At 63.3% G+C, this 24,964-nt stretch carries 24 protein-coding genes, 1 pseudogene and 1 riboswitch; of the genes and pseudogenes, 7 read left to right on the top strand and 18 right to left on the bottom strand.

Annotated features, from left to right (window positions below):
• Nucleotides 1-21: 21 nt before the first annotated feature.
• Nucleotides 22-1,038 (bottom strand): cytochrome c oxidase subunit II, encoded by a 1,017-nt coding sequence (coxB, locus tag O7A70_RS18065; protein ID WP_337141594.1) that lies wholly within the window; start codon nucleotides 1,036-1,038, stop codon nucleotides 22-24.
• Nucleotides 1,039-1,297: 259 nt separating this feature from the next.
• On the opposite strand from coxB, the gene O7A70_RS18060 reads away from it, so the two are divergent.
• The 3 genes from O7A70_RS18060 to O7A70_RS18050 all read left to right on the top strand — a co-directional run bounded on the left by O7A70_RS18060 (nucleotide 1,298) and on the right by O7A70_RS18050 (nucleotide 4,242).
• Complete coding sequence (locus tag O7A70_RS18060) at nucleotides 1,298-1,858, top strand: invasion associated locus B family protein (protein ID WP_337141593.1); 561 nt, start codon at nucleotides 1,298-1,300, stop codon at nucleotides 1,856-1,858.
• Nucleotides 1,859-2,023: 165 nt separating this feature from the next.
• Nucleotides 2,024-3,436 (top strand): metalloprotease TldD, encoded by a 1,413-nt coding sequence (gene tldD / locus O7A70_RS18055; RefSeq protein ID WP_337141592.1) that lies wholly within the window; start codon nucleotides 2,024-2,026, stop codon nucleotides 3,434-3,436.
• A 131-nt stretch (nucleotides 3,437-3,567) separates the two neighbouring features.
• Nucleotides 3,568-4,242, top strand: coding sequence for a transglutaminase-like cysteine peptidase (locus tag O7A70_RS18050; protein WP_337141591.1), 675 nt, complete (start codon nucleotides 3,568-3,570; stop codon nucleotides 4,240-4,242).
• A gap of 147 nt (nucleotides 4,243-4,389) precedes the next feature.
• Here O7A70_RS18050 and O7A70_RS18045 read toward each other — a convergent pair whose 3' ends face one another.
• The 3 genes from O7A70_RS18045 to O7A70_RS18035 all read right to left on the bottom strand — a co-directional run bounded on the left by O7A70_RS18045 (nucleotide 4,390) and on the right by O7A70_RS18035 (nucleotide 9,245).
• On the bottom strand, nucleotides 4,390-7,086 hold the full coding sequence (locus tag O7A70_RS18045) for a caspase family protein (protein WP_337141590.1): 2,697 nt from the start codon (nucleotides 7,084-7,086) through the stop codon (nucleotides 4,390-4,392).
• Nucleotides 7,087-7,242: 156 nt separating this feature from the next.
• Nucleotides 7,243-8,484: a class I SAM-dependent RNA methyltransferase gene (locus tag O7A70_RS18040; protein ID WP_337141589.1), complete on the bottom strand. Its 1,242-nt coding sequence runs from the start codon at nucleotides 8,482-8,484 to the stop codon at nucleotides 7,243-7,245.
• A complete protein-coding gene (locus O7A70_RS18035; protein ID WP_337141588.1) occupies nucleotides 8,481-9,245 on the bottom strand; it encodes a TlyA family RNA methyltransferase in 765 nt (254 codons plus the stop codon). Before O7A70_RS18035 ends, O7A70_RS18040 begins: the two co-directional genes overlap by 4 nt.
• 175 nt (nucleotides 9,246-9,420) lie before the next feature.
• Between O7A70_RS18035 and O7A70_RS18030 the strand changes: the two genes are divergently transcribed.
• Nucleotides 9,421-9,822, top strand: a complete 402-nt coding sequence (locus tag O7A70_RS18030) for a GFA family protein (RefSeq protein WP_140745692.1) — start codon at nucleotides 9,421-9,423, stop codon at nucleotides 9,820-9,822.
• On the opposite strand, the gene O7A70_RS18025 is transcribed toward O7A70_RS18030, so the two are convergent.
• From O7A70_RS18025 to O7A70_RS18000, 6 genes are all read right to left on the bottom strand, one after another.
• Nucleotides 9,819-10,112, bottom strand: coding sequence for a hypothetical protein (locus O7A70_RS18025; RefSeq protein WP_337141586.1), 294 nt, complete (start codon nucleotides 10,110-10,112; stop codon nucleotides 9,819-9,821). The genes O7A70_RS18030 and O7A70_RS18025 overlap by 4 nt on opposite strands.
• A gap of 148 nt (nucleotides 10,113-10,260) precedes the next feature.
• The gene (gene dxs / locus O7A70_RS18020) at nucleotides 10,261-12,198 is read right to left on the bottom strand and encodes a 1-deoxy-D-xylulose-5-phosphate synthase (RefSeq protein ID WP_337141585.1); all 1,938 of its coding nucleotides are present in this window, start codon (nucleotides 12,196-12,198) and stop codon (nucleotides 10,261-10,263) included.
• Between the two features lie 70 nt (nucleotides 12,199-12,268).
• Complete coding sequence (locus O7A70_RS18015; protein WP_337141584.1) at nucleotides 12,269-13,189, bottom strand: pirin family protein; 921 nt, start codon at nucleotides 13,187-13,189, stop codon at nucleotides 12,269-12,271.
• Nucleotides 13,190-13,229: 40 nt separating this feature from the next.
• Nucleotides 13,230-13,496: a DUF2277 domain-containing protein gene (locus tag O7A70_RS18010; RefSeq protein WP_027035955.1), complete on the bottom strand. Its 267-nt coding sequence runs from the start codon at nucleotides 13,494-13,496 to the stop codon at nucleotides 13,230-13,232.
• A gap of 92 nt (nucleotides 13,497-13,588) precedes the next feature.
• Nucleotides 13,589-13,840 carry an exodeoxyribonuclease VII small subunit gene (locus tag O7A70_RS18005; RefSeq protein WP_015318808.1) on the bottom strand — a complete coding sequence of 84 codons (252 nt, stop codon included), beginning with the start codon at nucleotides 13,838-13,840 and terminating at the stop codon, nucleotides 13,589-13,591.
• A gap of 3 nt (nucleotides 13,841-13,843) precedes the next feature.
• Nucleotides 13,844-14,770: a histone deacetylase family protein gene (locus O7A70_RS18000; protein WP_337141583.1), complete on the bottom strand. Its 927-nt coding sequence runs from the start codon at nucleotides 14,768-14,770 to the stop codon at nucleotides 13,844-13,846.
• A gap of 165 nt (nucleotides 14,771-14,935) precedes the next feature.
• Nucleotides 14,936-15,130, top strand: a riboswitch (cobalamin riboswitch).
• Nucleotides 15,131-15,230: 100 nt separating this feature from the next.
• Here O7A70_RS18000 and bluB point away from each other — a divergent pair.
• Nucleotides 15,231-15,890 (top strand): annotated as a pseudogene (gene bluB, locus O7A70_RS17995) (5,6-dimethylbenzimidazole synthase); the annotation flags it as partial.
• 86 nt (nucleotides 15,891-15,976) lie between these two features.
• Here bluB and O7A70_RS17990 read toward each other — a convergent pair.
• On the bottom strand, nucleotides 15,977-16,960 hold the full coding sequence (locus tag O7A70_RS17990; protein ID WP_337141582.1) for a hypothetical protein: 984 nt from the start codon (nucleotides 16,958-16,960) through the stop codon (nucleotides 15,977-15,979).
• Between the two features lie 86 nt (nucleotides 16,961-17,046).
• A complete protein-coding gene (locus tag O7A70_RS17985; protein WP_337141580.1) occupies nucleotides 17,047-17,655 on the bottom strand; it encodes a TetR/AcrR family transcriptional regulator in 609 nt (202 codons plus the stop codon).
• Nucleotides 17,656-17,774: 119 nt separating this feature from the next.
• On the opposite strand from O7A70_RS17985, the gene O7A70_RS17980 reads away from it, so the two are divergent.
• Entirely contained in the window at nucleotides 17,775-18,995 is a 1,221-nt protein-coding gene (locus O7A70_RS17980) for an MFS transporter (protein ID WP_337141579.1), read from the top strand.
• 19 nt (nucleotides 18,996-19,014) lie between these two features.
• Here O7A70_RS17980 and ribB read toward each other — a convergent pair whose 3' ends face one another.
• Together ribB and aroC are read right to left on the bottom strand one after the other, a co-directional pair.
• On the bottom strand, nucleotides 19,015-20,115 hold the full coding sequence (ribB, locus tag O7A70_RS17975; protein ID WP_337141577.1) for a 3,4-dihydroxy-2-butanone-4-phosphate synthase: 1,101 nt from the start codon (nucleotides 20,113-20,115) through the stop codon (nucleotides 19,015-19,017).
• Between the two features lie 108 nt (nucleotides 20,116-20,223).
• A complete protein-coding gene (gene aroC, locus O7A70_RS17970; RefSeq protein WP_337141575.1) occupies nucleotides 20,224-21,324 on the bottom strand; it encodes a chorismate synthase in 1,101 nt (366 codons plus the stop codon).
• Between the two features lie 183 nt (nucleotides 21,325-21,507).
• Here aroC and O7A70_RS17965 point away from each other — a divergent pair, with 183 nt between their 5' ends.
• Nucleotides 21,508-21,771, top strand: coding sequence for a DUF1344 domain-containing protein (locus O7A70_RS17965; RefSeq protein WP_023783490.1), 264 nt, complete (start codon nucleotides 21,508-21,510; stop codon nucleotides 21,769-21,771).
• A 125-nt stretch (nucleotides 21,772-21,896) separates the two neighbouring features.
• On the opposite strand, the gene O7A70_RS17960 is transcribed toward O7A70_RS17965, so the two are convergent.
• The 4 genes from O7A70_RS17960 to O7A70_RS17945 all read right to left on the bottom strand — a co-directional run bounded on the left by O7A70_RS17960 (nucleotide 21,897) and on the right by O7A70_RS17945 (nucleotide 24,955).
• On the bottom strand, nucleotides 21,897-22,484 hold the full coding sequence (locus O7A70_RS17960) for a histidine phosphatase family protein (RefSeq protein WP_337141573.1): 588 nt from the start codon (nucleotides 22,482-22,484) through the stop codon (nucleotides 21,897-21,899).
• Nucleotides 22,485-22,536: 52 nt separating this feature from the next.
• A complete protein-coding gene (gene fabI / locus O7A70_RS17955) occupies nucleotides 22,537-23,355 on the bottom strand; it encodes an enoyl-ACP reductase FabI (RefSeq protein WP_015318818.1) in 819 nt (272 codons plus the stop codon).
• Nucleotides 23,356-23,460: 105 nt separating this feature from the next.
• Nucleotides 23,461-24,393: a DnaJ C-terminal domain-containing protein gene (locus O7A70_RS17950; RefSeq protein ID WP_027142336.1), complete on the bottom strand. Its 933-nt coding sequence runs from the start codon at nucleotides 24,391-24,393 to the stop codon at nucleotides 23,461-23,463.
• A 100-nt stretch (nucleotides 24,394-24,493) separates the two neighbouring features.
• Nucleotides 24,494-24,955: an RT0821/Lpp0805 family surface protein gene (locus O7A70_RS17945; protein ID WP_140507832.1), complete on the bottom strand. Its 462-nt coding sequence runs from the start codon at nucleotides 24,953-24,955 to the stop codon at nucleotides 24,494-24,496.
• Nucleotides 24,956-24,964 lie beyond the last annotated feature (9 nt).

The following is a 24,964-nucleotide window of genomic DNA, read 5'->3' as shown; positions in this document are numbered from 1 at the left end:
AAATCTTGCTAACCCGCGACATCAATTGCCGGCGGCCGCTACCTTGTTCTGGCCATCGACCTCGGCCATGAGCGTCTTGTTGGCGCCCGGCAGATTGGTCTTGGCTGCCGCCAGCCAGGTCTTGAACTGCGCATCCGAGACGACACGGATGGCGATCGGCATGAAGGCGTGGTCCTTGCCGCAGAGCTGCGAGCACTGACCATAATACAGGCCTTCCTTCTCCGCCTTGAACCAGGTCTCGTTGGTGCGGCCCGGAACGGCGTCGATCTTGATGCCGAAGGACGGCATGGCGAAGGAGTGGATCACGTCGGTCGCGGTGACCAGCACGCGGGTCATGGTGTTGACCGGCACCACCAGCTCATTGTCGACAGCGAGCAGGCGCGGATAGGCCTTGCGGTCCTCCTTGCCGGCGGCGGCGCGGTCACCCTCCTGGAGGATAGCGGAGTTGAAAGCGAGCGTGTTGTCGGTCTGGTACTCGTAATCCCAGTTCCACTGGTTGCCGGTCGCCTTGACCGTCAGCTTGGCCTCTTCCGGCGGCGTGTATTGCGCGGTCAAGAGCTGGAACGAGGGAATGGCGAGACAGAGCAGGACGACGACCGGGCCGACGGTCCAGATCACCTCGATCAGCGTGTTGTGGCTGGTGTTGGAGGGAACCGGGTTGGCGCTCGCGCGGAACCTCACGATGCAGTAGGCGAGGAGAAGCAGCACCAGGATGGTGATCGGAACGATGAACCACATCGTGTAGTTTCCGAACCACTCGATCTGCCGCATCATGTCGGTCGCCGGCGCCTGGAAGGTGGTCTCCCACTCCACGGGCTGATCGGCATGGGCGGATGTGCCTGCAAAAATCGTGGCAGCGGCACAAGCACTCAGAAACTTGGCACTTGCTAGAAACCTGCCGCTAGCTAGGAAATTTCTCATCGCCCTCTTCGCCTCCCAGTTCCTCGCGGCGGTGCCAACGAGAATAACGAACAATGCCGGGACGGGAATCCCGACAGTCTCAAGCTGGTTCAAACCATACTCTTTTTCCCTCCGCAAGAAAGGAGCGGTCGAAACCGTGCGGCATTTTTGCGCGCAAGCTGACATAGCTCTTCCAGGGCAATGGCCATGGTAGCGAATCGAGTATGTTCGGCGGTCTGTCCGCCCTATGCTGGCGGCGCCCGCAAAGCGTCGTAATTCAGGCGAATTTGGCAGGGAAAAGCGCCGTATTGCCTGTTTCGGGACAGTCCGGCCGCGGTCTCGTCCTTTACTTGGTATTGGCGCGGCTTAAAGTGCCGTGATTCGCAATGGAGCCGTCATGAACTCTTGGCTTTCGAGACTGAGGCATACGCGACCGGGACTTTCGAGAACCCTGGCGAACGCCGTGTTTCTCGCCGTCCTGTCCGCGGCCGGCCTGTTCGCGGCCGGTCAGGCCAATGCCGCCCAGCCGAGCGGCACGGTGCGCTCGACGCATGGCGCCTGGTCGATCATCTGCGACACGCCGGCCGGCGCCACCGCGGAACAATGCGTGATGATGCAGAACGTCGTCGCCGAGGACCGTCCGGAGATGGGGCTTTCGGTCGTCGTGCTGCGCACCGCCGACAACAAGGCCGAGATCCTGCGCGTGCTGGCGCCGCTCGGCGTGCTGTTGCCGAACGGGCTCGGCCTCAACGTCGACGGCAAGGATATCGGCCGCGCCTATTTCGTGCGCTGCTTCCAGGACGGCTGCTACGCCGAGGTCATTCTCGAAAAGCCGCTGCTCGACACGCTGAAGACCGGCACGTCGGCAACGTTCATCGTCTTCCAGACGCCTGAGGAAGGCATCGGCATCCCGGTCGACCTCAAGGGTTTCGCCGACGGCTTTGCCGCCCTGCCCTGATCGCGGCTCCTGAACCAGACCTGGACGCGGCTTTTGCCGACCCAGAAGCATGGCTTGCATAACCCGACGATGTCATTCGTCGGCACTGATCTTCATTGCCGATTGTGTGGGCGCGGCTTCACGCCTACATCGGGGGAAAGCAATCATCCCACGGACGGACGCGCCATGAACAGCCTGATCGGCCAATTCGACATTTCAGACGACCGCATCAAGCAGATCGTCGCCGACACCATCAAGGGAGCCGACGACGGCGAGCTTTTCCTCGAATACAGCGAAAGCGAAGCGCTGATGTTCGACAACGGCCGGCTCAAGACCGCCAATTTCAACACCGACCAGGGCTTCGGCCTGCGTGCGGTCGCGGGCGAAGCCAGCGGCTACGCCCATTCCAGCGACCTGTCCGAGGCATCGCTGCTGCGCGCGGCCGAAGCCGTGTCGACCGTCAAGGGTGGCTATTCCGGGACGCTTGCCGCAGCCCCCGCCCGCACCAACCGCCATCTCTATGGCGACGAGAATCCGATCCCCTCGCCTTCCTTCGAGGCCAAGGGGAAGCTGCTGCAGGACATCGACGCCTGGCTGCGCGCCGAGGATCCACGCGTGCGCCAGGTGACGGCCTCGATCGCCGCATCCTGGCAGCATGTCGAGATCGTTCGTGCCGACGGCCAGGTGGTGCGCGATATCAGGCCGCTGGTCCGCGTCAACGTCTCGGTCGTCGTCGGCGATGGCGACCGCCAGGAGAGCGGCTCCTATGGCATGGGAGGACGCAAGGCGTTCGGCGACTTCCTCGTCGAGGATAGCTGGAAGCACGCCGCCAGGGAGGCGCTCCGGCAGGCGCTGGTCAATTTGGCGGCGATCCCGGCACCGGCCGGCACTTTCGACATCGTACTTTCCAGCGGCTGGCCGGGCGTGATGCTGCACGAAGCCGTCGGGCACGGACTGGAAGGCGACTTCAACCGCAAGAAGACCTCGGCCTTCGCCGGCCTGATGGGCCAGCAGGTGGCCGCCAAGGGCGTCACCGTCGTTGACGACGGCACCATCCCCGAACGGCGCGGGTCGCTCACCGTCGACGACGAAGGCACGCCTTCGGCCCGCAACGTTTTGATCGAGGACGGCAAGCTGGTCGGCTACATGCAGGATCGGCAGAACGCGCGGCTGATGGGCATGAAAGCCACCGGCAACGGCCGGCGTGAAGGCTATGCGCACCAGCCGATGCCGCGCATGACCAACACCTACATGACCTCAGGCGACATGGAGCCGGACGAGATCATCGCTTCCGTCAAGAACGGCATCTATGCCGTCTCCTTCGGCGGCGGCCAGGTCGACATCACGTCGGGCAAATTCGTGTTCGGCTGCACCGAGGCCTACATGATCGAGAACGGCAAGGTGACGCAGCCGATCAAGGGCGCCATGCTGATCGGCAACGGGCCTGACGCCATGCACCGCATCACGATGGTCGGCAACGACATGAAGCTCGACAATGGCATCGGCATGTGCGGCAAGGCCGGCCAGGGCGTACCCGTCGGCGTCGGCCAGCCGCATCTGAGGATGAACCAGATGACGGTCGGCGGCACGAGGGTCTGAGGCGTTGATGCCAACCTACGGCGCGGCAACCTCTGCCTTATGCGAAACACAATCGTGTTAGGATATTATTAATTGTTCAATTGCCCGAACTGGCGTTTGCGCTTTAGCTTGTCGCCAGTCTTCTCGTTGCGGTGGTGTTGGCAGTGCTGCGTTTCCCTCACGTCCTGACCTCTTCCTTCCTCTTTGGCGTCGTTTCGTTGGTTGGTATTTCGTCGCTCTGTGTCAGCCCGGCGGCTGCGCAGTCGACATGGTTCAAGCGAACATCGACGCAACCCGCGGCCGGTGCAAACTCAGTCGCGGTCGGGGGACGCACCAGCGTTCCGTACGGTTGGGTCGATTTCTGCCATCGCCGGCCGAAAGAGTGCAAGGTGCCGGCCCTGCCCGCCACGAGCGTCAAGCTGACAGCGCAGAACCTGAGCATCCTCAAACGGATAAACCAAAAGGCGAACCGCTCCATCAAGCCCGTCAGCAACTACGATCACTGGGGCACGACGATGGACCACTGGGATTATCCGGTGGACGGCAAGGGCGACTGCAAGATCTACGCGCTCTACAAGCGCAAGCTTCTTCGGGAGGCGGGATTTCCCCGGCAGGCGCTGCTGATGACGGTGGTGCGCGACCTGAACAATGAGGGTCACACCATCCTGACGGTGAAGACCGACAAGGGCGATCTCATCCTGGACAATATGGTCGACGAAATCCGCCCCTGGAATGCAACCGGCTATTATTTCCTGAAACGCCAATCGCAACAGAACCCGAACATCTGGGTTTCGCTCAACCAGCGAGGCGGCACGCCAAAAACCTGACGGATGCCGCCAAGCTCGTAGTTTGAGCGGCCGGAGCGAACCGCCTTTGACGGGCTGACGCGCCACAAACCAGCGATACCCTCTCTCGCAAGGTCACGGGCGGGATGTGCGCCCGGCGAACGGGAAGGTGACCCCGGCCGCGACAGCTTACTGGTTGCAGGCCGGTTCGCCCTGCTGTCCGCAAGACGGCTTCTTCTTGAGCTGCTGTGGCGGCTGCTCCTGCGGGAGACGCCGCTCTTGCATCTGCTGTCTCGGCTGCGCGCGGAATTCCGGCTTCGGCTCCGATCTCTGCGGCCGGAGCACCTGCTCGTTAGGCCTTTCCGGTTTCAACTGACGCTGCGCATTCTCGTTCGGCCTGATCTTGAGGTTGCGCTGGACGTTAACCTCCGGGCCGGCGGCGCCCTGTTCGCTGTTCTGCAGCCGGCGCAACGTCCTGCCCCTGTCGTTCCTGCCGGCGGAGCCCTGATTCTCGTCGGAGAACACGGCCGGATTGTTCCTCCTGAACCGTTTCTGCACGCCCGATCCGTTGTCGGTTGGCTCACCATTGACGGTCGGCAGTCTGCGGAACTTCCTGCTCTTGTCGTTTCCGCTGGCCGGGCCTTGATCCTGCTTGGAGAACACCTCCGGATTGTTCTTCCTGAGCCGCTCCTGCACGCCAGGCCGATTTTCGGCCGGCGCACCGTTGACGGTCGGCACCTTGCGCAACTTCCTGCCCTTGTCCTTTCCACTGGCCAGGCCCTGATCGTTGGGTTCGACAGCGGACTGACCGGCGGACAAGTCCCTGCGCATCAGCTTTTTCGGTTTGCCGGTGTTCTGGTCCGAGAAGGCGTTCGGATTGTTTTTCCTGAACCTCTCCTCGGCACTCAGCCCGTTCTCGGCCGGAGCACCGTTGACGGTCGGCAGCTTGCGGAACTTCTTGCCCTGCTGAGCCGTGCCCTGCTCTCCGGTAACAGCAGCACCGGCATTTCCGGTCGCCTCTTGGTTGCCGCCTACGATGCCTGGCTTGCCAAGCTGCTTCCTGGACTTATTGCTGGGCAAATTCTCGCCGTTCAGCGCCGGCTTGCCGTTGACGAGCGGCAGCTTTTTACCGTTGGCTCCTGGCAGTGCGTGGTCGGTTTCAAGCTTGCCGGTCGACAAGTTCTTCGACAGCGGAGTCGCGGCACCAGGCTGCTGGCCCTGTATCACACGCTGGCCAGGCTTCTGCGGCAAGCCACCCTGTTGCTGATTGGACGGGGCCTGATTGGACAGGGCCTGACCGGACATGGCCGCTCTCTTTTTCAGCAGCGGCGGCAGCGCGACCCTGGCCGCCAGTGCAGCCGAGCCGGCCCCAACCGTGCCTCCGGCCGTGTTCTGGCCTGTAGTGAGGCCACCCTGAGCATTGTGATTGATGGTCTCGTTTTTGATCGTCGTGTTGATGTTGTTGATGACGGTCGTGTTGTGGATGTTGTTGAAGATGATGTCGTTCGGCGGCGGCACGATGTGACGCGGCGGGTTGATGAACGCAGGGATCGGCACGAACACCGGCGTTGGCAGGACGAAGACGTCGACCGGCGGCGGCGGCGCCACCAGCACGACGAAATCCGGCGGCGGCGGCGGCAGGAAGATCACCGCGATCGGCGGTGGCGGCTCGAAGTCGAAATCGGGATCGTCGAAATAGAGCACCGGCCTGTCGACGTAGACGATTTCCTCCTCCGGCGGCGGCGGCAAATCATACTCATAGACGGTGAATTCCTCCGGCGGCTCCAGGGCCGCATCGAAATGTTCGAGCCGCCGGCGCGCGTCCCAAGCATGCGGACCATGCGGATAGCGCCGCAAATAAGACCAATAGGCTTCCGGCGTGTCCTGCAGCCAGGTCTCGCGCCACGTCATCGCCTCGCGCCGCGCGGCGATGATGGCGCGCACGCGCTTGGCCATCGGATCGTGTGGATAAGCGCCGAGGAAATCTTCGTAGCCGCGCATCGTGTCGCGGTCGAGAGCCGCGACATAGGCGTCATGAGCGTTGAAGTCGCGGATCGCCCTGGTCCGATTGGACCGGGATTCGGCCTCCGAAACCTTGGGCGCGGGCGCGTCCGCGGCACGGTCGAAGAAGACGAACGGCGTGGTGATTTTCGAGGCGTTCCACGGCACTTCCGCACCTTGTGTCACCTCGTTGACGCGCAGTCGCGTGCGGTCGAACACGTCGTCAAGCGACAATCCGCCCTCGCGTATCATCTCGGCCAGCGCCTGGGCATAGGCGCCGTAGGGCCCTTTGCCTTCGGGCGCGACCGTTCCGGGAGCGGCGTTGAAGGCAATCAGCATGTTCGGATCGGGATCGACCAACGCAAGGCCGCCGGCCAGCGGCTCTTTCCACTTCGGGAAGGGATTTGGCCGCGCCGCGTCGAGCACGACGATGTTGACCTTTGTCGGCAATCCGGCCAGCGACTTGGTGACATCGGAGAGCCGCATCGCCTGAAGTGGCACGTCGGCTGGACTGGCAATCTGGGCATCGATCGGCAAGTAGTAATTCTCGCCTTCGAACTGCACGCCGTGGCCGGCGAGATAGACGAAGACAATCGCGTCGGGACCGGCGGCGGAGACCTTGCCGAGGAAATCACGCAATGCGCCGCGCAGCGATTCCTGATCGACATCGCGCGCCCCCACCACATCGAACCCCGCCGCCTGCAAGGTCTGCGCGATCAGGCCCGCATCATTGGCGGCGGTGGCGAGCTCGCCGGACTGATACGCGCCATTGCCGATGACGAACGCCAGGCGCTTTTCACCTTGCGCGAGGGCTCCGGTCGCGGAGCTGACCGCGAAAAAGATAAGAGCGACGATGAGGCCGATGAATTTCTGAAGCGTCTGCATGTCCGCTATCGCCATCGATTCATATTAGTAACGACGAATAGGCCGAAATGTTTCCCAAAGATGCGAAATTAGAAGCCCGCACAAAGGCGGCTTTAGGGCGCAATTTCGTCGAAAGAACAGAGGCTTCAGAAATTCCTGCGAACCGACGGTCGTGAACTACCGCCGCCGCTTTGGCTTCCCCAGCAGCGCAACCGCTTCGACATGGGGCGACCACAGGAACTGGTCGATCGGCGTCACGCTTTTCAAGGTGTAGCCGCCGTCGATGAGGATGCGCAGGTCGCGAGCCAGCGTTACCGGGTTGCAGGACACCGCGGCAATGAATGGAACATCCGAGCGGGCGATCTGCTTCGACTGGTCCTCGGCACCGGCGCGCGGCGGATCGAAGACCAAGCCGTCGAAGGCGTTCAACTCCTTGAACGTCAGTGGCCGGCGAAACAGGTCGCGACGCTCGCCCGTCACCCGCTTGATGCCTGTCGCGAAGCGGGATCCCCGGTCGAGCGCCGAAAGTGCGGCCGCATCGCCTTCGACCGCGTGCACTTCCGACGTCGCGGCCAACCGCAAGGCGAAGCTGCCGCAACCGGCAAAAAGGTCGGCGACCTTTTTTGCACGCTTCAGATGTCCGCCGACGATCTCGGCCATGGTCTGTTCGGCTGCCTCGGTCGCCTGCAGGAAGGCGCCCGGCGGTAGCGCCACCGCGACGCTGCCGAACATGACGACAGGCTTCCTTGGCTCAATGACGATCTCGTCATCGATGGACAGTCTGGCAAAGCCCTGCGCAATGACAAAATTGGAGGCGATACGGCGCTGGTGTTCGCCAAGCTTGCCGGACTCATGCACCGCGATGTCAAGGCCGGAACCCGTGACGGTGACCGCCATCCGGAACGATTTGGTGGTGGCGCATATCAATTCGGCCAGCGCCCTCAGCTGACCGAGTGCCGCGACGATCTCGGGCAGGGAGATCGGGCATTCGGATATGGAGATGATCTCCGGCGACAGATGGCGATTGAAGCCGAGCAACATGCCTGTTTCGGTGCGCCGGGCGGCAAGCACCACACGGCGGCGCGACCGCGGTGCGCAGGCGACCAACTCTCCGATTTCGCACTCGATGCCCTTGCCCTTCAATGCGTGCACCACCTTTTCACGCTTCCACTGTCGGTAGGCTTCGGCTTCCAGATGCTGGAGGGCACAACCGCCGCATTCGGTGAAGTGGCGGCAGGCGGGTTCGATGCGCAGCGGCGAGGCCTCCAGCACCGCCATCAGCGCCGCACGATCCCTTTCGCGCGCGGCGTTGACGGTCTCGCCCGGCAGCGTGAAGGGAATGAACAGATCGCCGCTTTCGGTTTCGGCGATGCCGTCGCCCTGCGATCCGAGCTTTCGTATTGTGAAGCGTGCGCTCATCGGTCCTTGACCCCACCGAGCAGGAATTCGCGATTGCCGTCGCCACCTTCGATCGGCGACAGATGCAGGCCGAGCGAACGCCAGCCGGGAACGGCATCCAGCCAATCCTGCAGCAGGCCCGCGACACGGGCGGCATCGAAAGGATCCTTCAACAGACCCCCTTTGCCGATCGCCTCGCGGCCCGCCTCGAATTGCGGTTTGACCAGAAAGACCGCGCCGGCACCGGACCTGGCAAGAGCAAGCGCCGGCGGCAGCGCAAGTTTCAGCGAGATGAAACTGACGTCGGAAACGATGAAATCCGGACTGCGACCGGCAAGATCGGCGGCCGTGAGATCGCGTGCGTTCAGGCCTTCGATCACGGTTACGCGCGGATCAGCGCCGACATCAGGATGCATCTGGCCGTGCCCGACATCGATTGCCGTGACATGGGAGGCGCCGCGTTCGAGCAACACCTGGGTGAACCCGCCTGTCGAGGCGCCGATGTCGAGGGCTTCGCGGCCAGCGGGGTCGAGGCCGAAATGGTCCAGTCCGCCAATAAGTTTGAGCGCCGCGCGCGAGACATAGCCTTGCGCCGGATCATCGATGACAACAAGGCATTGCGGCGAAACGTTCTGACCGGGCTTGCGGGCAATGGCGCCGTCAACCGTCACCGTGCCGCGCTCGACCGCGTCGCGGGCACGCGAGCGGCTGGCAAACAGCCCGCGCTGGACGAGCAGGTCGTCGAGCCGTTGGCGTGTGCTGGCTGGCAGGGGCGAATTCATCGGCCTTCTGTGACGAAAGCCTGCGGTGAAGGCAAGAACATTACACCGAACAAGGTGACGTCGTGCGAGAGTGGCTGGTGCAGCGAGCCAAGCCGCGGCTTGCGCGCATCGCATCGGGTCCGGCAGAATATCAGTCGAAGAGGGTTCCCAGTTGTTGCAACACGAAGGAGGACGAATGCTGACGGGAACCTGCCACTGTGGCGCGGCCCACTGGACCCTGGAAGGCGATCCCGGCCCGGTGACGGCCTGCAACTGCACGCTTTGCCGCCGCTATGGCGCGCTCTGGGCCTATGATTATGTCAACGAACGCATTCGCGTTTCAGGGCGGACGGCCAGCTATACGCGCGCCGGAAAGGACACACCGTCACTTGAAATCCTGTTCTGCCCGATATGCGCCTGCGTGCTGGCATGGCGCGGCTTGCGCGCCAGCGATTCTGGCCGAATACGGATCGCAGTCAATGTGCGGCTGGCACCACCCGAAGCCGTCGCCGACTTGCCGATCGACCATTTCGATGGCCTCGACACTTACGACGATCTGCCCCGCGATGGTCGCTGTGTGCGCGACATGTGGTTTTAAAAGATGGTCCGTAAAACCTGGCGCTCGACAGCGGGAGACAGACCATCGTCCCGGTTCCCCGACGCCTGTTCACCTGGATGCTTGGTCACAACAGCGGACGGAGGTGCGGCCTCCGGCAACACCACAAGCTGCGGCACCTGCTTGTAGGAAAAGCCGCCGCGAATATCGCCAATCTTGCCGGCGACAATGCCTAGCGCCGCCTTTTCAAGATTGCGGTCGTAGGGTGTTTCGGCCGCGGCCGGCAAGACCATCACGGCCAAGAAGGCCGCGCCGCACAGAAGCGTGTTCATTGTTGTTGTCTCCCTGCCTGACGCCGGTCTAGCAGGGTGCCGTTGAAAAACGGCCAAGGGACACAGTAAGCGAAACGCCAAACGGCAGCGTTAACAACGCGTTACAAAATAAAGCCGGCAAACTGATCCAAGCTGTTCAGGTTTTGATTCAGGCGCGCTGGGCGCGGACCGTATGGCCGAGGGCCGTGAAAACAGTGTGCACGATCCCGGCGGCGTCGAGGCCGGCGTCGGCATACATCTTCTCCGGCTTGGCGTGGTCGGTGAAGGCGTCCGGCAGTACCAGCGGGCGTACCTTCAGGCCATTTTCCAGCAGTCCTTCATGGGCAAGGAACTGCAGTACATGGCTGGCGAAGCCTCCAACAGCGCCCTCCTCCACCGTCACCAGCACCTCATGCGAGCGGGCCAGCCGGCGGATCAAATCCTGGTCGAGCGGCTTGGCGAAGCGGGCGTCGGCAACGGTGGTGGAAAGCCCGGCCGCGCCGAGTTCCTCGGCGGCGATGAGGCAATCCTTCAAGCGCGTGCCGAAGGACAGCAGGGCAACCTTGCTGCCTTCCCGGACGATGCGGCCTTTGCCGATCTCGAGAACCGAGCCGCGCTCAGGCATGTCGACGCCGACCCCGTTGCCGCGCGGATAGCGGAAGGCGATCGGCCCATCGTCATAGCTGGCGGCGGTGCGCACCATGTGGCGCAGTTCCGCCTCGTCGGCGGCGGCCATCACGACAAAGCCCGGCAGGCTTGCCAGGAAGGTGGTGTCGAACGCGCCGCAATGGGTGGCTCCATCGGCGCCGACGAAGCCGGCGCGATCGATGGGGAAACGCACCGGCAGTTTCTGGATCGCGACGTCATGGACGACCTGATCGTAGGCACGCTGCAGGAACGTCGAATAGATCGCCGCGAACGGCTTGTAGCCTTCCGTCGCCAGGCCGGCGGCGAAGGTCACCGCATGCTGCTCGGCGATGCCGACATCGAAGGTCCTCGACGGGAACACCTCGCCGAACAGATCGAGGCCGGTGCCGCTCGGCATGGCGGCGGTGACGGCGACGATGCGGTCGTCATCGCGGCCCTCCTGGATCAGGCTTTCGGCGAACACCTTGGTGTAGGCCGGCGCATTGGCCGGCGCCTTGGCCTGCGCGCCGGTGATGACGTCGAATTTGTTGACGCCATGGTATTTGTCTGCGGCCGCTTCCGCCGGCGCGTAACCCTTGCCCTTCTGGGTGACGACATGGATCAGCACCGGACCCTTGCCGTTATCGCGGACATTTTTCAGGACCGGGATCAGATGCTCCAGATTGTGACCGTCGATCGGGCCGATGTGATAGAAGCCGAGTTCCTCGAACAAAGTGCCGCCGGTGACGTAGCCGCGCGCATGCTCGACGGCCCTGGTGATGGCTCGATCGGCCCGCTTGCCGAGATAGGAGGTCAGTTTCTTGCCGAAGTCGCGCAAGCCGATATAGGCCTTGCCGGAAGCCAGGCGCGCCAGATAGGCGCTCATCGCGCCGGTCGGCGGCGCGATCGACATGTCGTTGTCGTTGAGGATGACGATGAGACGGGCATCGAGCGCGCCGGCATTGTTCATCGCCTCATAGGCCATGCCGGCCGACATTGCGCCGTCGCCGATGACTGAAATGACATTGTTGCGGCCGCCTGAGAGGTCGCGGGCGGCGGCCATGCCGAGACCAGCCGAGATCGACGTCGAGGAGTGGGCGGCGCCGAACGGGTCATACTCGCTCTCGGCTCGGCGGGTGAAGCCCGACAAACCCCCTTCCTGGCGCAAGGTGCGGATGCGGTCCCGACGTCCGGTCAGGATCTTGTGCGGATAGGCCTGATGGCCGACATCCCAGATCAGCCGGTCATCGGGTGTGTTGAAGACATAATGCAGCGCCACCGTCAGTTCGACCACGCCAAGGCCGGCACCGAGGTGGCCGCCGGTGTGGGAGACAGCATCGACCAGTTCGGTGCGCAGCTCGGCCGCCAGTTGCGGCAATTCGCTCTCGGCCAGCGTGCGCAGGTCGGCCGGGACGCGAACCTTGTCGAGAAGCGGCGTATGCGGCGTTGCGTTCACGTTGGGCCCAGACTCTCTTTTCATCGGCGGGATAGGCCGCCGGCCGGCGAAAGTAAATGCGTGTCGGTGACGCGGATGGTCAGCCCCTCACCGCTCAGCCTTCCGGCAGCGGAATGAATTCTTTCTCATCGCCAGGAACGATATCGAAGCGGCCGGTCTTCCATTCCTGCTTGGCCTGCTCGATGCGCTCCTTCGACGAAGAGACGAAATTCCACCAGATGTAACGCTTCGAACCGAGCGAGGCGCCGCCGAACAGCATGAAATGCGCACCGGTTTGCGACGATATGACGATCTCGTCGCCGGGCCGGAACACCAGCAGCCGTTCAGCCGGAAAGACGTCGCCCGAAATCGAGACCTCGCCCTCCAGCGTGTAGATGGCGCGCTCTTCCGCATCGGCCGGGATTTTGACGCTGGCACCGGGCGCCAGCCGCAAATCGGCGTAGAGCGTGTCGGAATCCGCCCGCACCGGGGACCGCAACCCCTGGAAGTCACCGATGACGACGCGGCCGCTGACGCCTTCGGCATCGATCTCTGGAAGCCGCAGCGCCGCTGTGTTCTCGAACACCGGTGCAACCTCTTCCTTGCCGTCCGGCAGAGCCAGCCAAGTCTGCAGGCCGGAGATCGACATCGGCGCGCCGCGCAATTCCTGCGGCGTGCGCTCCGAGTGGACGATGCCGCGGCCCGCGGTCATCAGGTTCACGTCGCCGGGCTCGATCACCATTTCGGTGCCGAGCGAATCGCGATGCCTGATCTTGCCGTCGAACAGATAGGTCACTGTCGACAGGCCGATATGCGGGTGCGGACGGACATCGAGCGCCTGGCCGGCGCGCATGATCGCGGGGCCCATGCGATCGAAGAAAATGAACGGCCCGACCAGCCTTCTCTTGGCGGTCGGCAAGGCGCGGCGCACCTCGAAGCCGCCAATATCCTTGGCGTTGGGGATGACCATCAGTTCGATCTGGTCGCTGGCGAAGGCATCGCCGGCCTCAGGGTCTTTCCCCGGGAAGAAGCTCATGAACTCTCCTGGTCAGCGCTCGGTGGCCGCTTTGGACATATCAGGCGAACCGGATCGCCGCCTTTGCTCTCAGTTTGGCCGCCACCTCTTCGCGATTGCGCGGGTGCTGGTGGGTTTCGAGGGAATCAAGCAATTCGCGTGCGGATGCCGCGATGGCTTCGACCGCATGATCGAACGCATGCTGGTTCTGTTTCGACGGTCGCGTCGTTCCGCTGAGCTTGCGGACAAACTGGAGTGCCGCGTCGCGGACTTCGTCATTGGTTGCCGGCGGATCAAAATTGAACAGGGTCTTGATGTTTCTGCACATCGCTTCCGTATCTCCTCTTGTCCGTTTCAATCGGGACGAGTTGTATCCTCAATCATGATCGTGTCCAAAAGTCGGTAAGCCTGCTCCGCACCTCAGTCCGCGTCGAGCGGCTCGGTTCCAACCGGCTTGCCGTCGCGCGACAGCCTGATCTTCTCGACCTTGTCCTCGGCGGCCTTCAGCAACCGGTCGCAATGCACCTTCAGCGCCTCGCCGCGCTCGTAGATCCGGATCGACTGGTCGAGCGGCACGTCGCCACGCTCCAGATCATCGACGATCTTCTCCAGCGCGTCGAGTGCCTGCTCGAAGCTCATCGCCTTGACGTCTTCGTTGATCTCACCAGTCATCATTCATCCTTTCATCAGTCGCCCGACATGGGCGGCGACCGAAAATGCCAATCCCTGCAGATCGTAGCCGCCCTCGAGCACGCTGACGAGCCGGTTGCCGCTATGGCGCGCGGCGCGCTGCATCAGCTGGCCGGTCGCCCAGTCGAAATCGTCCTCGGTCAGATTGATCTCCGCCAGCGGGTCGCGATGGTGCGCGTCGAAGCCGGCCGATATGATGATCAGGTCGGGCGCGAAATTGTCGAGTGCCGGCAGCACGCGCGACAGGAAAGCATCGCGAAACACCTCGCTGCCTGTCTGCGGCGCCAGCGGCGCGTTGACGATGTTGCCGGCGCCGGTCTCGTTCTTCGCCCCGGTGCCGGGATAGAGCGGCATCTGGTGCGTCGAGCAATAGAGCACCGAGGGATCGTCCCAGAAAATATCCTGCGTGCCGTTGCCGTGGTGCACGTCCCAATCGACGACGGCGACTCGCTCCGCGCCATGCTTCTTCTGCGCATAGCGGGCAGCGATAGCCGCAGTGTTGAAGAAGCAGAAGCCCATGGCCGTGTTCTTTTCAGCATGGTGGCCGGGCGGCCGGGCGGCGACGAAGACATTGTCGGCGCGGCCCGCAAAGACGTCGTCGACGGCGGCATTGGCGGCGCCGATCGCCGTGATCACCGCCTGCCAGCTCTTCGGGCTGGCGGTGGTGTCGGCGTCGATGCGGGCGAGGCCTTCATCGGGAATGGCGGCGCGCACGCGCGCGACGAAATCGGCGGGATGCGCGTAGAGGATGGTGGCCTCGTCGCCTTGCGGTGCCTCGACGCGGTCAAGCGCGGCAAAAGCTTCGTCGTCGAGCACGCGCTCGATGGCGCGCAAGCGGTCGGGCCGCTCGGGGTGACCGGGCGGGGTGATGTGTTCGAGGAAGATCGGGTGCGTGTAGAGACGAGTGGCCATGTCCCCCTATCTAGTGCCCCGGCGCCGTGATGGCCATGCGTTGCGGCTTGATCGCTGGGGAAAATCACGCCTGCGTCCATTCATGTCGCTGCGGGCATTGGCGTCGCCGGCGCTTCGGCGTAAAGTCGCCGCCACTGCCTGGTGCCTGCCGGACGTTTGTTTTAGCCGCATTCCGCGACGCCAAGTGATTCCACTTGGGAGCAAATGCTCTGGCGGGAGAATCGGGAACACGGTTTGATACCGTGGCGTGCCCAACGCTGTGAGGGGGACCGCGCCGGTAAGTGCCACTGTCGATGACGGGAAGGCACCGGACGCGGGTTGATCCCGAGCCAGAAGACCGGCCTGGCAGGCATCGTCATCCGCATGGTCAGGCGGACGACATCAGAACGACGTGCGTCCTCCTGGACGCACAAAGTACGCTCTGAGAATTTGAACTGCTGCAATCGCAAGGGGACAAGCGATGCCGGAAGCTATGACCGCTCCAACGGGCGATGGATTTGATCAGATAGCGCGCGACGCGGTTTACCGCGCCATGTTCACGCGGCGCGACGTCCGCAGCCATTTTACATCAGAGGCCCTCGACGACGAGGTGCTGGCGCGACTGCTGCTTGCCGCCCATCACGCGCCATCGGTCGGCTTCATGCAGCCTTGGAATTTCATCGTCATTCGCAATGCCGCGCGACGGGCGCAGGTGCGCGACCTGTTCCTTGCCGCGCGCGAACAGGAACTGCCGGCAATCGAGGCGGACCGGCGGGCGCTCTACCGCAAGCTCAAGCTCGAAGGCATTTGTGAAAGCGCGCTCAACATCTGTATCACCTGCGACCGTGAGCGCTCGAAAGGCTCGCCGTTGGGACGGTGGCACAATCCGGAAATGGATCTCTACAGCACGGTCTGCGCGGTGCAGAATTTCTGGCTGGCGGCACGCGCCGAGGGAGTCGGCGTCGGCTGGGTCAGCATCATCGAGGCGCAAGCGCTGAAGAGCCTGCTGTCCATCCCCGATCACGTGACGCCGATCGCCTATCTCTGCGTCGGCCGTGTCTCGGAGTTCGCGCCAAAACCGGATCTCGAAACGCATGGCTGGGGCCGACGGCTGCCGTTGCCCGACCTGATCATGAGCGAGACTTTTTGTGGGCAAGGCGAAGCGCCGCTCAAATCGACAGTGGCCCGCTTCAGCACCGTCGCCGGTGGGCCCGCCAGCCCAACCGATCAGCGTGTCGCGCCGGCCGTGCCCCAGCGCGAACCGTCGAAGGTGGAGAGCGCCTTGCGCTTGAGTTCCCGGAACTTCGACGAGGCATCGGCCAGCCTGGCGTCCCAGGCGGCATCGGGCACCTGACCCTTGATGGTCTTGAAATAGACCTGCATCAGGCAGGCGATGGCGAACGGCTCGATGAACGCCGCCTTAAAGGCCCAGGCAAAGACGATGGCCAGAACGAAGGCCCAACCGGCGAGCTGTCCGGGCATGACGTAAAGAATGGCGGCTGCCGGGGCCAGCATCAGCAGGAAGATGACGAAGGAGACCCCCCACATGATCACGGCCAGCCAGACGGCGTTCTTGACCATGATCTTGCCGTTCTGGGCGTAGAGCACAACGCCTTGCCGCGCGGTCTCGAAGGGTGAGGACGAATTGATGCGGATGTTGTAGCCGAGAATGATCTCGTCGACATAGGTCAGCGACAGGCGGATCACCGTGTTGAGGAACGAGACCAGGCCGCTCAGGCCCGGAATGGGCAGGAAAGCCGCGATGCCGCCGAGCAGGCCGGTGATGGCGCGGATGGCGCCCTTGACCAGCTGGTCGACGACGAAAAGGATGTTCGCCTCGGCAAAACGCTCGGTCACAACCCCTTTCGCATAGGCGATCTGGTTCTGGCCGTCGGGTACGTCATGGCCGTCGATCAGATGCACCATGACGGCGATATGGCCTGCCTTGACGATGTAGAGGATGTATTCGCGGATCCAGTAGACGGCGATCGAGACGAGGCCGAAACCAACTACGCCGCCCCACATGGCAAAGGACAACGGCCCGTCGGGATCGGTGGAGATATGGCCGACGCCATAGCCGACCGAGGCACCCGTGCCGGTGGCCATGATATAGGCCAGCGTAATGCCGAAATAGACGATCATGCGAAAGACGATGAAAGGCCAGGTCCGCATCATGATGGACACCGACCTGCCGATATCGAAATCCCACATGCCCCGAATCCCCCAGAGGTGGCTGTGGAGGATGCGCCCAAACCGTCTATTGTCAATTGCGAGCGGTGGCGGAGCCCGATTGCGGGTCAGTTTGGCCGCGCTTCCGGCTTCTCGAGCAGGCCTTCGAGCAATTGCTTGAACGCGACCACCACCTTCCTCGACGTCGCTTCGGGATCGTTCGAGTTGGCGATCCGCTGCGCGGCCTGACTGCTCGCCCCGTTGATCAGCCGCGCCGCCGTCTCGGGATCGAGGCCCGGCACGACCACCCCCTCCTCTTGCAGCGCGGTCAGATGATCGGTCATTGAACCGACGCAGGCATTGGCATTCGACCACTGTGCCGGATCGCCCAGCACGGCCGGACCGTCCCGGAACATGATGCGCTGGATTTCCGGCTCCAGCGCCATTTCGATGTAGGTCGTGCATTCGTCGACGAAATGCTGCCAGCGGGTTGGCGCCCTCGACGCGACCTCATTCACCCGCGCGGCCATTTCCGCATCGATTTGCGCGATAACCGCCTGCAGCAGTCCCTTCTTGTCGCCGAAGTGATGATAGAGGGCGCCGCGCGTCAGTCCGGCCGATGCGGTGAAATCGTCCATCGACGCTTCGGCATAACCGATGGTGCCAAAGGCTTGGCGCGCCGCGGCGATCAGCTTGGCACGCGTCTCGGCGATCATCTCCTTGCGGGGTCGGTGCATGCTCTGGCCTTATCTACATACGCTCCGTATGCCAATTGACATACGCGGCGTATGGTCTATTTAACACTTATACGTCTCGTATGTAATTGTCGAATCGTCCCTTGTCGAGGAACAGGATCATGCAAAACCCCTACTCGGAAATCTTTCGCGCTCCTGGCGCCAGGGGCTTTGCCGCCGCCGGCTTCATGGCGCGCCTGCCCATCGCCATGGCGCCGATCGGCATCGTGGCGATGCTGTCGCAGACGCGTGGCGAATACTGGCTGGCGGGTGCGGTTTCGGCGACATTCGCCTTGGCCAATGCTTTCCTGGCGCCGCAAATATCGAGGTTGGTCGACCGCCTCGGCCAGACGCGGGTTGTCGTCCCCACCACGGTCATCTCCGTGCTCGCATTCGCGGCCCTGATCGCATCGGCCAATCAGGACTGGCCGGTATGGACGCTATTCGTGTCGGCATTGCTGGCCGCGGCGATGCCAAGCATGCCGGCCATGGTACGCGCGCGCTGGACCGAGATTTTCCGGGGCCGGCCCGAGATGAACACCGCCTTCGCCTTCGAGTCGGCGGCGGATGAACTGGTCTACATCGCCGGCGCATCGCTGTCGGTTGGTCTCAGCGCCGCGCTGTTCCCGGAAGCGGGCGTGCTCGTCAGCACGCTGTTCCTAGCCCTGGGCTCGATAGCCTTCATCCTGCAGCGTTCGACCGAACCGCAGGTGCGACAGGTGGACCATGGCTCAACCGGCTCGGCTATCCGCCTGGTGCCGGTTCAAATCATCACCTTCGCAATGGTCTTCATCGGCGCGACTTTCGCGACGACGGAGGTGAGCACGGTGGCGATCACCAAAGAACTCGGCCAGCCGGGCGCCGCAAGTCTCGTCATCGGCGTCTATGCGCTGGGCTCCTTCGTGCTCGGCATCATCATCGGCGCGCTCAACCTGACAGCACCGCTGCAGCGCCAGCTCGCCATCGCGGTCGCGTTGGTCGCGCTCGGCACGCTGCTGCCGCTTACCGCCAGCACCGTGCCCGTGCTCGCGCTGACTGTCTTCATCAGCGGGGTGGCGATCTCGCCGACCTTCATCACCGCCTTCGGCCTGATCGAACGGCATGTGCCTGAGACGATGCTGACCGAAGGCATCACCTGGGTGACCACCGGCATCGGCATCGGCATGGCGCTCGGTTCGTTCGCCGCCGGCGCGGTGGTGGATGCGTTCGGCGCCCAGAACGGGTTCTGGGTATCGGTGGCATCGGGCGTTATTGCACTGGTCACGGTGCTGCTCGGCCAGCGCAGCCTCGCCACCCACGAATGCGAGTTGGAAGGATGCGAGGCGGCAATCCCGGCCGAATGACAGCCAGGATTTGCTGAGCTCAGATAATCTCGGTCTTGGCGATGTGAATGCCAAACCCTTCGAGGCCGACATAATGGCGTTCGCGCGAGGCGATCAGGTTGATCGAGGAAATGCCGAGATCCTTCAGGATCTGCGCACCAAGGCCGATCTCGCGCCATTCGCTCTCGCGCCGGCGCGCCTCTTCATGGTCCTCGCGATCGCCCGGCGCCGGCCGGTTGCGCTCCTGGTGGGCGACGCCGACCGAGCCCTCGCGCAGATAGACGATGACGCCGCGCTTGCGCTCGCCCATCGCCTTCATGATGCCGTCGAGGCGGTGGCTGGTGCCGAACACGTCGGTTACGACGTCCTCCGAATGCAGTCGCACCGGCACGTCCTCGCCGTCGCGGATATCGCCGAAGACGATGGCGACGTGATGCATCGTGTCCCAGGGCAGCGTGTAGGTGAAGACCTGCGCCTTGCCACCCAGCGTCTCGATGTCGGAGCAGGCGACGCGCTCGACCAGCGTTTCCTTGCGCTGCCGGTAAGCGATGAGGTCGGCGACCGATACCTGCTTGAGACCATGCTCCTCGGCGAAGGCCGCGACCTGCGGGCCGCGCTTGACGGTGCCGTCATCATTGACCAGTTCCGAGATCACGCCGATCGGCGGCAGGCCGGCGAGCTTGCAGAGGTCGACCGCGGCCTCGGTGTGACCCGAGCGCATCAAGACGCCGCCTTCGCGCGCGATGAGCGGAAAGATGTGGCCGGGGCGGACGAAATCGGAGGCGCCGACATTGCCGTTGGCAAGATTGCGAACGGTCAGCGTGCGGTCGTCGGCTGAAATACCTGTCGTGGTGCCATGCTTGAAGTCGACGCTGACGGTGAAGGCGGTCATGTGGGCCGAATCATTGTCGGCCACCATCGGCGCGAGGTTCAGCCGCTTGGCCTCCTCGCGCGGCATCGGCGTACAGACGATGCCCGACGTGTTGCGCACGATGAAGGCCATCTTCTCCGGCGTGCAGTGGACGGCGGCGACAATCAGGTCGCCCTCGTTCTCACGCCCGTCATCGTCCATGACGACGACGATCTCGCCGCGTTCGAAGGCCCGAATTGCTTCGACGATTTTCTTCTGGTCGTAAGGCATAAAGCGCTCGTTTCACTCGCAGGGAGTAGGGGAATAGGATAGTGCGGGAGTAGGGAAAAGGAAAATTTGGCCGTTTCGGCGTGGCAGCCAAGCTTAGTCCCCTATTCCCTATCCCCTTCCTGTCTGTCCTCGGTGCCGCAGATAGTGGTCGGCGATGGCGCAGGCAACCATGGCCTCGCCGATCGGCACGGCGCGAATGCCGACGCAAGGGTCGTGGCGACCCTTGGTCATCACCTCCACGTCGTTGCCGTCCTTGTCGATCGATTTGCGCGGCGTCAGGATCGACGACGTCGGCTTCACGGCAAAGCGCGCGACGATCGCCTGGCCGGTGGAGATGCCGCCGAGGATGCCGCCGGCATTGTTGGACAGGAACACCGGCCTGCCGTCATTGCCCATGCGCATCTCGTCGGCATTCTGTTCCCCGGTGATGCGGGCGGCCTCGAAGCCGTTGCCGATCTCGACGCCCTTGACGGCGTTGATCGACATCAGGCCGGAGGCAATGTCCTGGTCGAGCTTGGCGTAGATCGGCGCGCCGAGGCCGGGAGGCACGCCGTCAGCGACGATCTCGATCACCGCGCCGACCGAGGAGCCGGCCTTGCGAATGCCGTCGAGATACTGCGTGAAAACAGAAACGGAAGCCGGGTCCGGAGTGAAGAACGGATTTTCCGCGTCGCCGATGAAATTCCAGTTCCAGTTGGTGCGGTCGATCGACTTTTCGCCCATCGACACCAGCGCGCCGCGCACCACCATGCCCGGCACCACCTTGCGGGCGAGCGCGCCGGCGGCGACCCTGGCCGCGGTCTCGCGCGCGGAAGAGCGGCCGCCACCGCGATAGTCCCGTACCCCGTATTTGACCTCGTAGGTGTAGTCGGCATGGCCCGGCCGGAACTGGCGGGCGATGTCGCCATAGTCCTTCGAGCGCTGATCGACATTCTCGATCAGCATCGACACCGGCGTACCGGTGGTGATCATCGTCGCGCCGTCCTCGTCGAGGACGAAGCCCGAGAGGATCTTCACCTCGTCCGGCTCGCGGCGCTGCGTGACGAAGCGCGATTGGCCGGGTCGGCGCTTGTCGAGTTCGGCCTGGATTTCATCGCGTGTGAAACGGATGCCGGGCGGGCAGCCATCGACCACGCAGCCGAGCGCCGCGCCATGGCTCTCGCCCCAGGTGGTGACGCGGAAAAGATGGCCAAACGTGTTGTGAGACATGGAAAGTGCCCTGCCCGGCATCGAAACCGGCTGAAGCCAGCCTTCTATTGGCGTTTTCCACAGTGGTCAAACTGTGATCTGGCGGATTTAGTTTTGACACATTCGGTTGGTTTCTGCTCTGCTCCATTCGCCGTTGAGGATCCGCCGCCACCCAGGCCGGCGCAATGACCAAAGAGGACGATGATGCGTACCCTGATTGGCGCTGTTGCCGCCACGCTGCTGCTTTCCACCGCCGCCTTTGCCGGCCAGACCGAAGGCCTGATCAAGAAGGTCGACAAGGACGCGTTGACGCTGACGCTTGATGACGGCAAATCCTACAAGCTGAACGCCGAGACCGATCTCGATGCGCTGAAGCCAGGCATGGACATCGTCATCGCTTACGATGTGACCGATGGCGAAAACGTCGTCACCGACATGCAGTTGCCGGGAGACAGCGACACGAACTAAAGCGGGTCGCGTCGAAACGGATTCATGCGACACGCTTTAGGTCTTGTTTTTGTGCATATCGTCTTCCCCAAAACCGAGGTCACTTTTGGGCGACATGCATTAGGAATTGGCCTTTACCAGGCGTCCTAAAGCCACTCCAGGCTGTTGCCTTCAAGTTTGAGCACGCGATCGTGCGGTATCTCCAGGTTCGCGGCCTCGTCCTCGGGCCTATCAAGCACGAAGCGAAACAGGGCGCGCATGACACCGCCATGCGTGACACAGATCGTCTTGCGGTCGATCTCGTCGAACCATGGCTTCACCCGCTCAAGCAGCATCTGGTAGCTCTCGGCACCTTCGCCCGGCGGCTGAAAATTCCATTTGTCGCGAGCACGCGTCCTGCTTGCCCCGGGAGACCGCGTATCGAGCTCGGCAAATGTAAAGCCCTGCCAATCGCCGAAATTGACTTCAATGAGCCTGACATCGGTTCGATAGGCGAGCGGATCGAGCTTCATGGCGGCGCGGATGCGTTCCATCGTCTCGCGCGTCCGGCTCATCGGGCTGGCGACGAAGTCGAACTCGTTGGGATCGCCGATGAGTTCCGCCAGCCGACGGCCGTTTCTGGTCGCCTGCTCGCGGCCGAGGGCATTGAGATCGGTGTCGGCCTGGCCCTGAAGCCGGAACTCGGCGTTCCACGCGGTCTGGCCGTGGCGCACGATATAAACCAGCGGGTACATCAGCTCTTCCGGAGATCGGGCCAGGGCCTGGACGGAGGATAGGCGGAGAGAACTAATCCTTGACCGTCGAAATATCCGGCGCGTCGACCGCCTTCATGCCGACGACGTGATAGCCGGAATCGACATGGTGCACCTCGCCGGTGACGCCACGCGACAGGTCGGACAGGAAATAGACGCCGGAATCGCCGACTTCTTCCTGCGTGACTGTCTGCTTCAGCGGCGAATTGTATTCGTTCCACTTCAGGATGTAGCGGAAATCGCCGATGCCGGAGGCGGCAAGCGTCTTGATCGGGCCGGCGGAAATCGCGTTGACGCGGATCTTCTTGGCGCCGAGATCAACCGCGAGGTAACGCACGCTGGCCTCGAGTGCCGCCTTGGCGACGCCCATGACGTTATAGTGCGGCATCACCTTCTCGGCGCCGTAATAGGTCAGCGTCAGCAGCGACCCGCCCTCGGTCATCAGCGCTTCGGCACGCTTGGCGATGGTGGTGAAGGAATAGACCGAAATGTCCATGGTGCGCAGGAAATTGTCGCGCGTCGTCTCGACATAGCGGCCGGTCAGCTCGTCCTTGTCGGAAAAAGCGATGGCGTGGACGAGGAAGTCGAGCTTGCCCCAGTGTTTGGCGACATTGGCGAAAACCTCGTCCAAGCTCGCGGGATCGGTGACGTCGCAATGGCCCGCGACAAAGGCGCCCAGTTCCGCCGCCAACGGCTCGACCCGCTTCTTGAAGGCTTCGCCCTGATAGGTCAGTGCGATCTCGGCGCCGTGATCGACGCAGGCCTTGGCAATGCCATAGGCGATCGACCTGTTATTGGCGACGCCAAGAATAAGGCCGCGCTTGCCGGCCATTAGGCCCTGTCCACCCGCCATGTCAGCGCTCTCCGCAAGGTTTCTGCTTTGTGGAGTGCCTATCGCACAGGCACACAGCCCCTTCAAGCGTTCAAACCGGACAGTTCGGGGGACAAAAGCTCTTGATCAGCCTTTTTGGCCGCGCAACAGCGATTCCAGCGCGCTGTCGCCGCCTTCCGGCAGCATGATACGCACATGGGCGTAGAGGTCGCCATGGCCGCCGGCTTTCTCGGGCAAGCCCCTGCCCTTGAGCCGCAGGACCTTGTCGGAACTCGACCAGGCGGGAACGTTGACAGCGAGCCTGCCGGTCGGCGTCTCGACCGGCACCTTGGCGCCCAGCACCGCATCGGCCAGCGAAACCGGCAGATCGGCGTGCAGGTCGCGACCCTCGATGCGGTAGCGCGGATGGCGGCGGATGTGGATCTTGACCAGTGCGTCGCCGGGCTGGCCCGGTCCCTGCTCGCCCTGGCCTTTCAACCGGATGGTCTGGCCATCCTCGACATAGGCCGGCAGCTTGACCGCCACCTTGCGGCCGTCCGGGAACATCGCCGTGACCTTTTCAGCATTCGCAGCTTCCTCGATGGTGACGTCGAGCGTGACGTTCAGGTCAGCTGATGTCGCCGGCTGGCGGCGGTCGCCTGCGCCTGGCCCGCGCGCGCCTGAAAAGGCATCGCCGAAAATCTGGCTGAAGATGTCGCTGTTGCCGTCGAACGGATCGCCACCGGGGCGGCCCGAGCGGAACTCGAATCGCGAGCCGCCGGCGCCCTGTTGCTGGCGGCGAAACCCGGCAAAGGGGTCGCCGCCGCCGGCCGCACCTTCAAAACCCTGGAAACGCGGCTTGCCGTCGGCATCGATCTCGCCACGATCGAAAGCGGCACGGTTCTTCTCGTCGCCGATGACCTCATAGGCCTGATTGGCCGCGGCAAAACGGTCCTTCGCCTTGGGATCATTCGGATTCTGGTCCGGATGATGCTTCTTGGCGAGTTTCCGGTACGCCGATTTTATGTCCTTGGCCGATGCGTTCTTTGCAACGCCCAGCACCTCATAGGGGTCGCGCATGCTTCCTGCCCTGGAAAAGGAGTGAGTCCATACTTGCCTCCTATATGCGCTCGCATAGGAAGAAATTCCAGTAGCGGAGCGTCATATCAAGGCCGGAAAATCAGAGTGCCTTGAAGCCCTGCATGCGCCAGCCGCCGGCGCTGGCAAGACAGAGTTCGCCCTCGAACATGGCAACACCGTCAAAGCTCTCGCGCGAAGCCCTGAAGCGGCGGCAGGTCTGGCCGCTGTCCTTCAATTCCGCCAGTTCCGTGATGGAGCCGCGCGAGCCGGTGCCGGCATTCGCCCAAGGCACGGCCTGGCCACTGAGTTGCTCGATGTCGGCGGAGGATACCGCATTGCCGATCGTCGTCTGGTCGGAGTCGCGATCCGAATCGGCCGGCTTGGCCGAAGCCGATGTGCTGCTGGTCAGGATCGATCGGTCGACTTCGGCCTTGTCCAGGCTGAAGCCGCCCGCACCGCAGCCAGCAAGCGGCAGGGCGATTGCCACGATCGCCGCTTTCGCGCTGGCTGAAGCGATAACGCCCCATTGCCTGCTGTCAAAAGCTTGCGCGATACGCGACAATCGGCAACC

This window comes from Mesorhizobium sp. Cs1299R1N1 (genome assembly GCF_037179655.1).
Taxonomy (GTDB): Bacteria; Pseudomonadota; Alphaproteobacteria; order Rhizobiales; family Rhizobiaceae; genus Mesorhizobium; species Mesorhizobium salmacidum.
The sequence above is the reverse complement of the archived record's forward strand: the minus strand, read 5'-3'. Positions and strand labels throughout refer to the sequence as shown.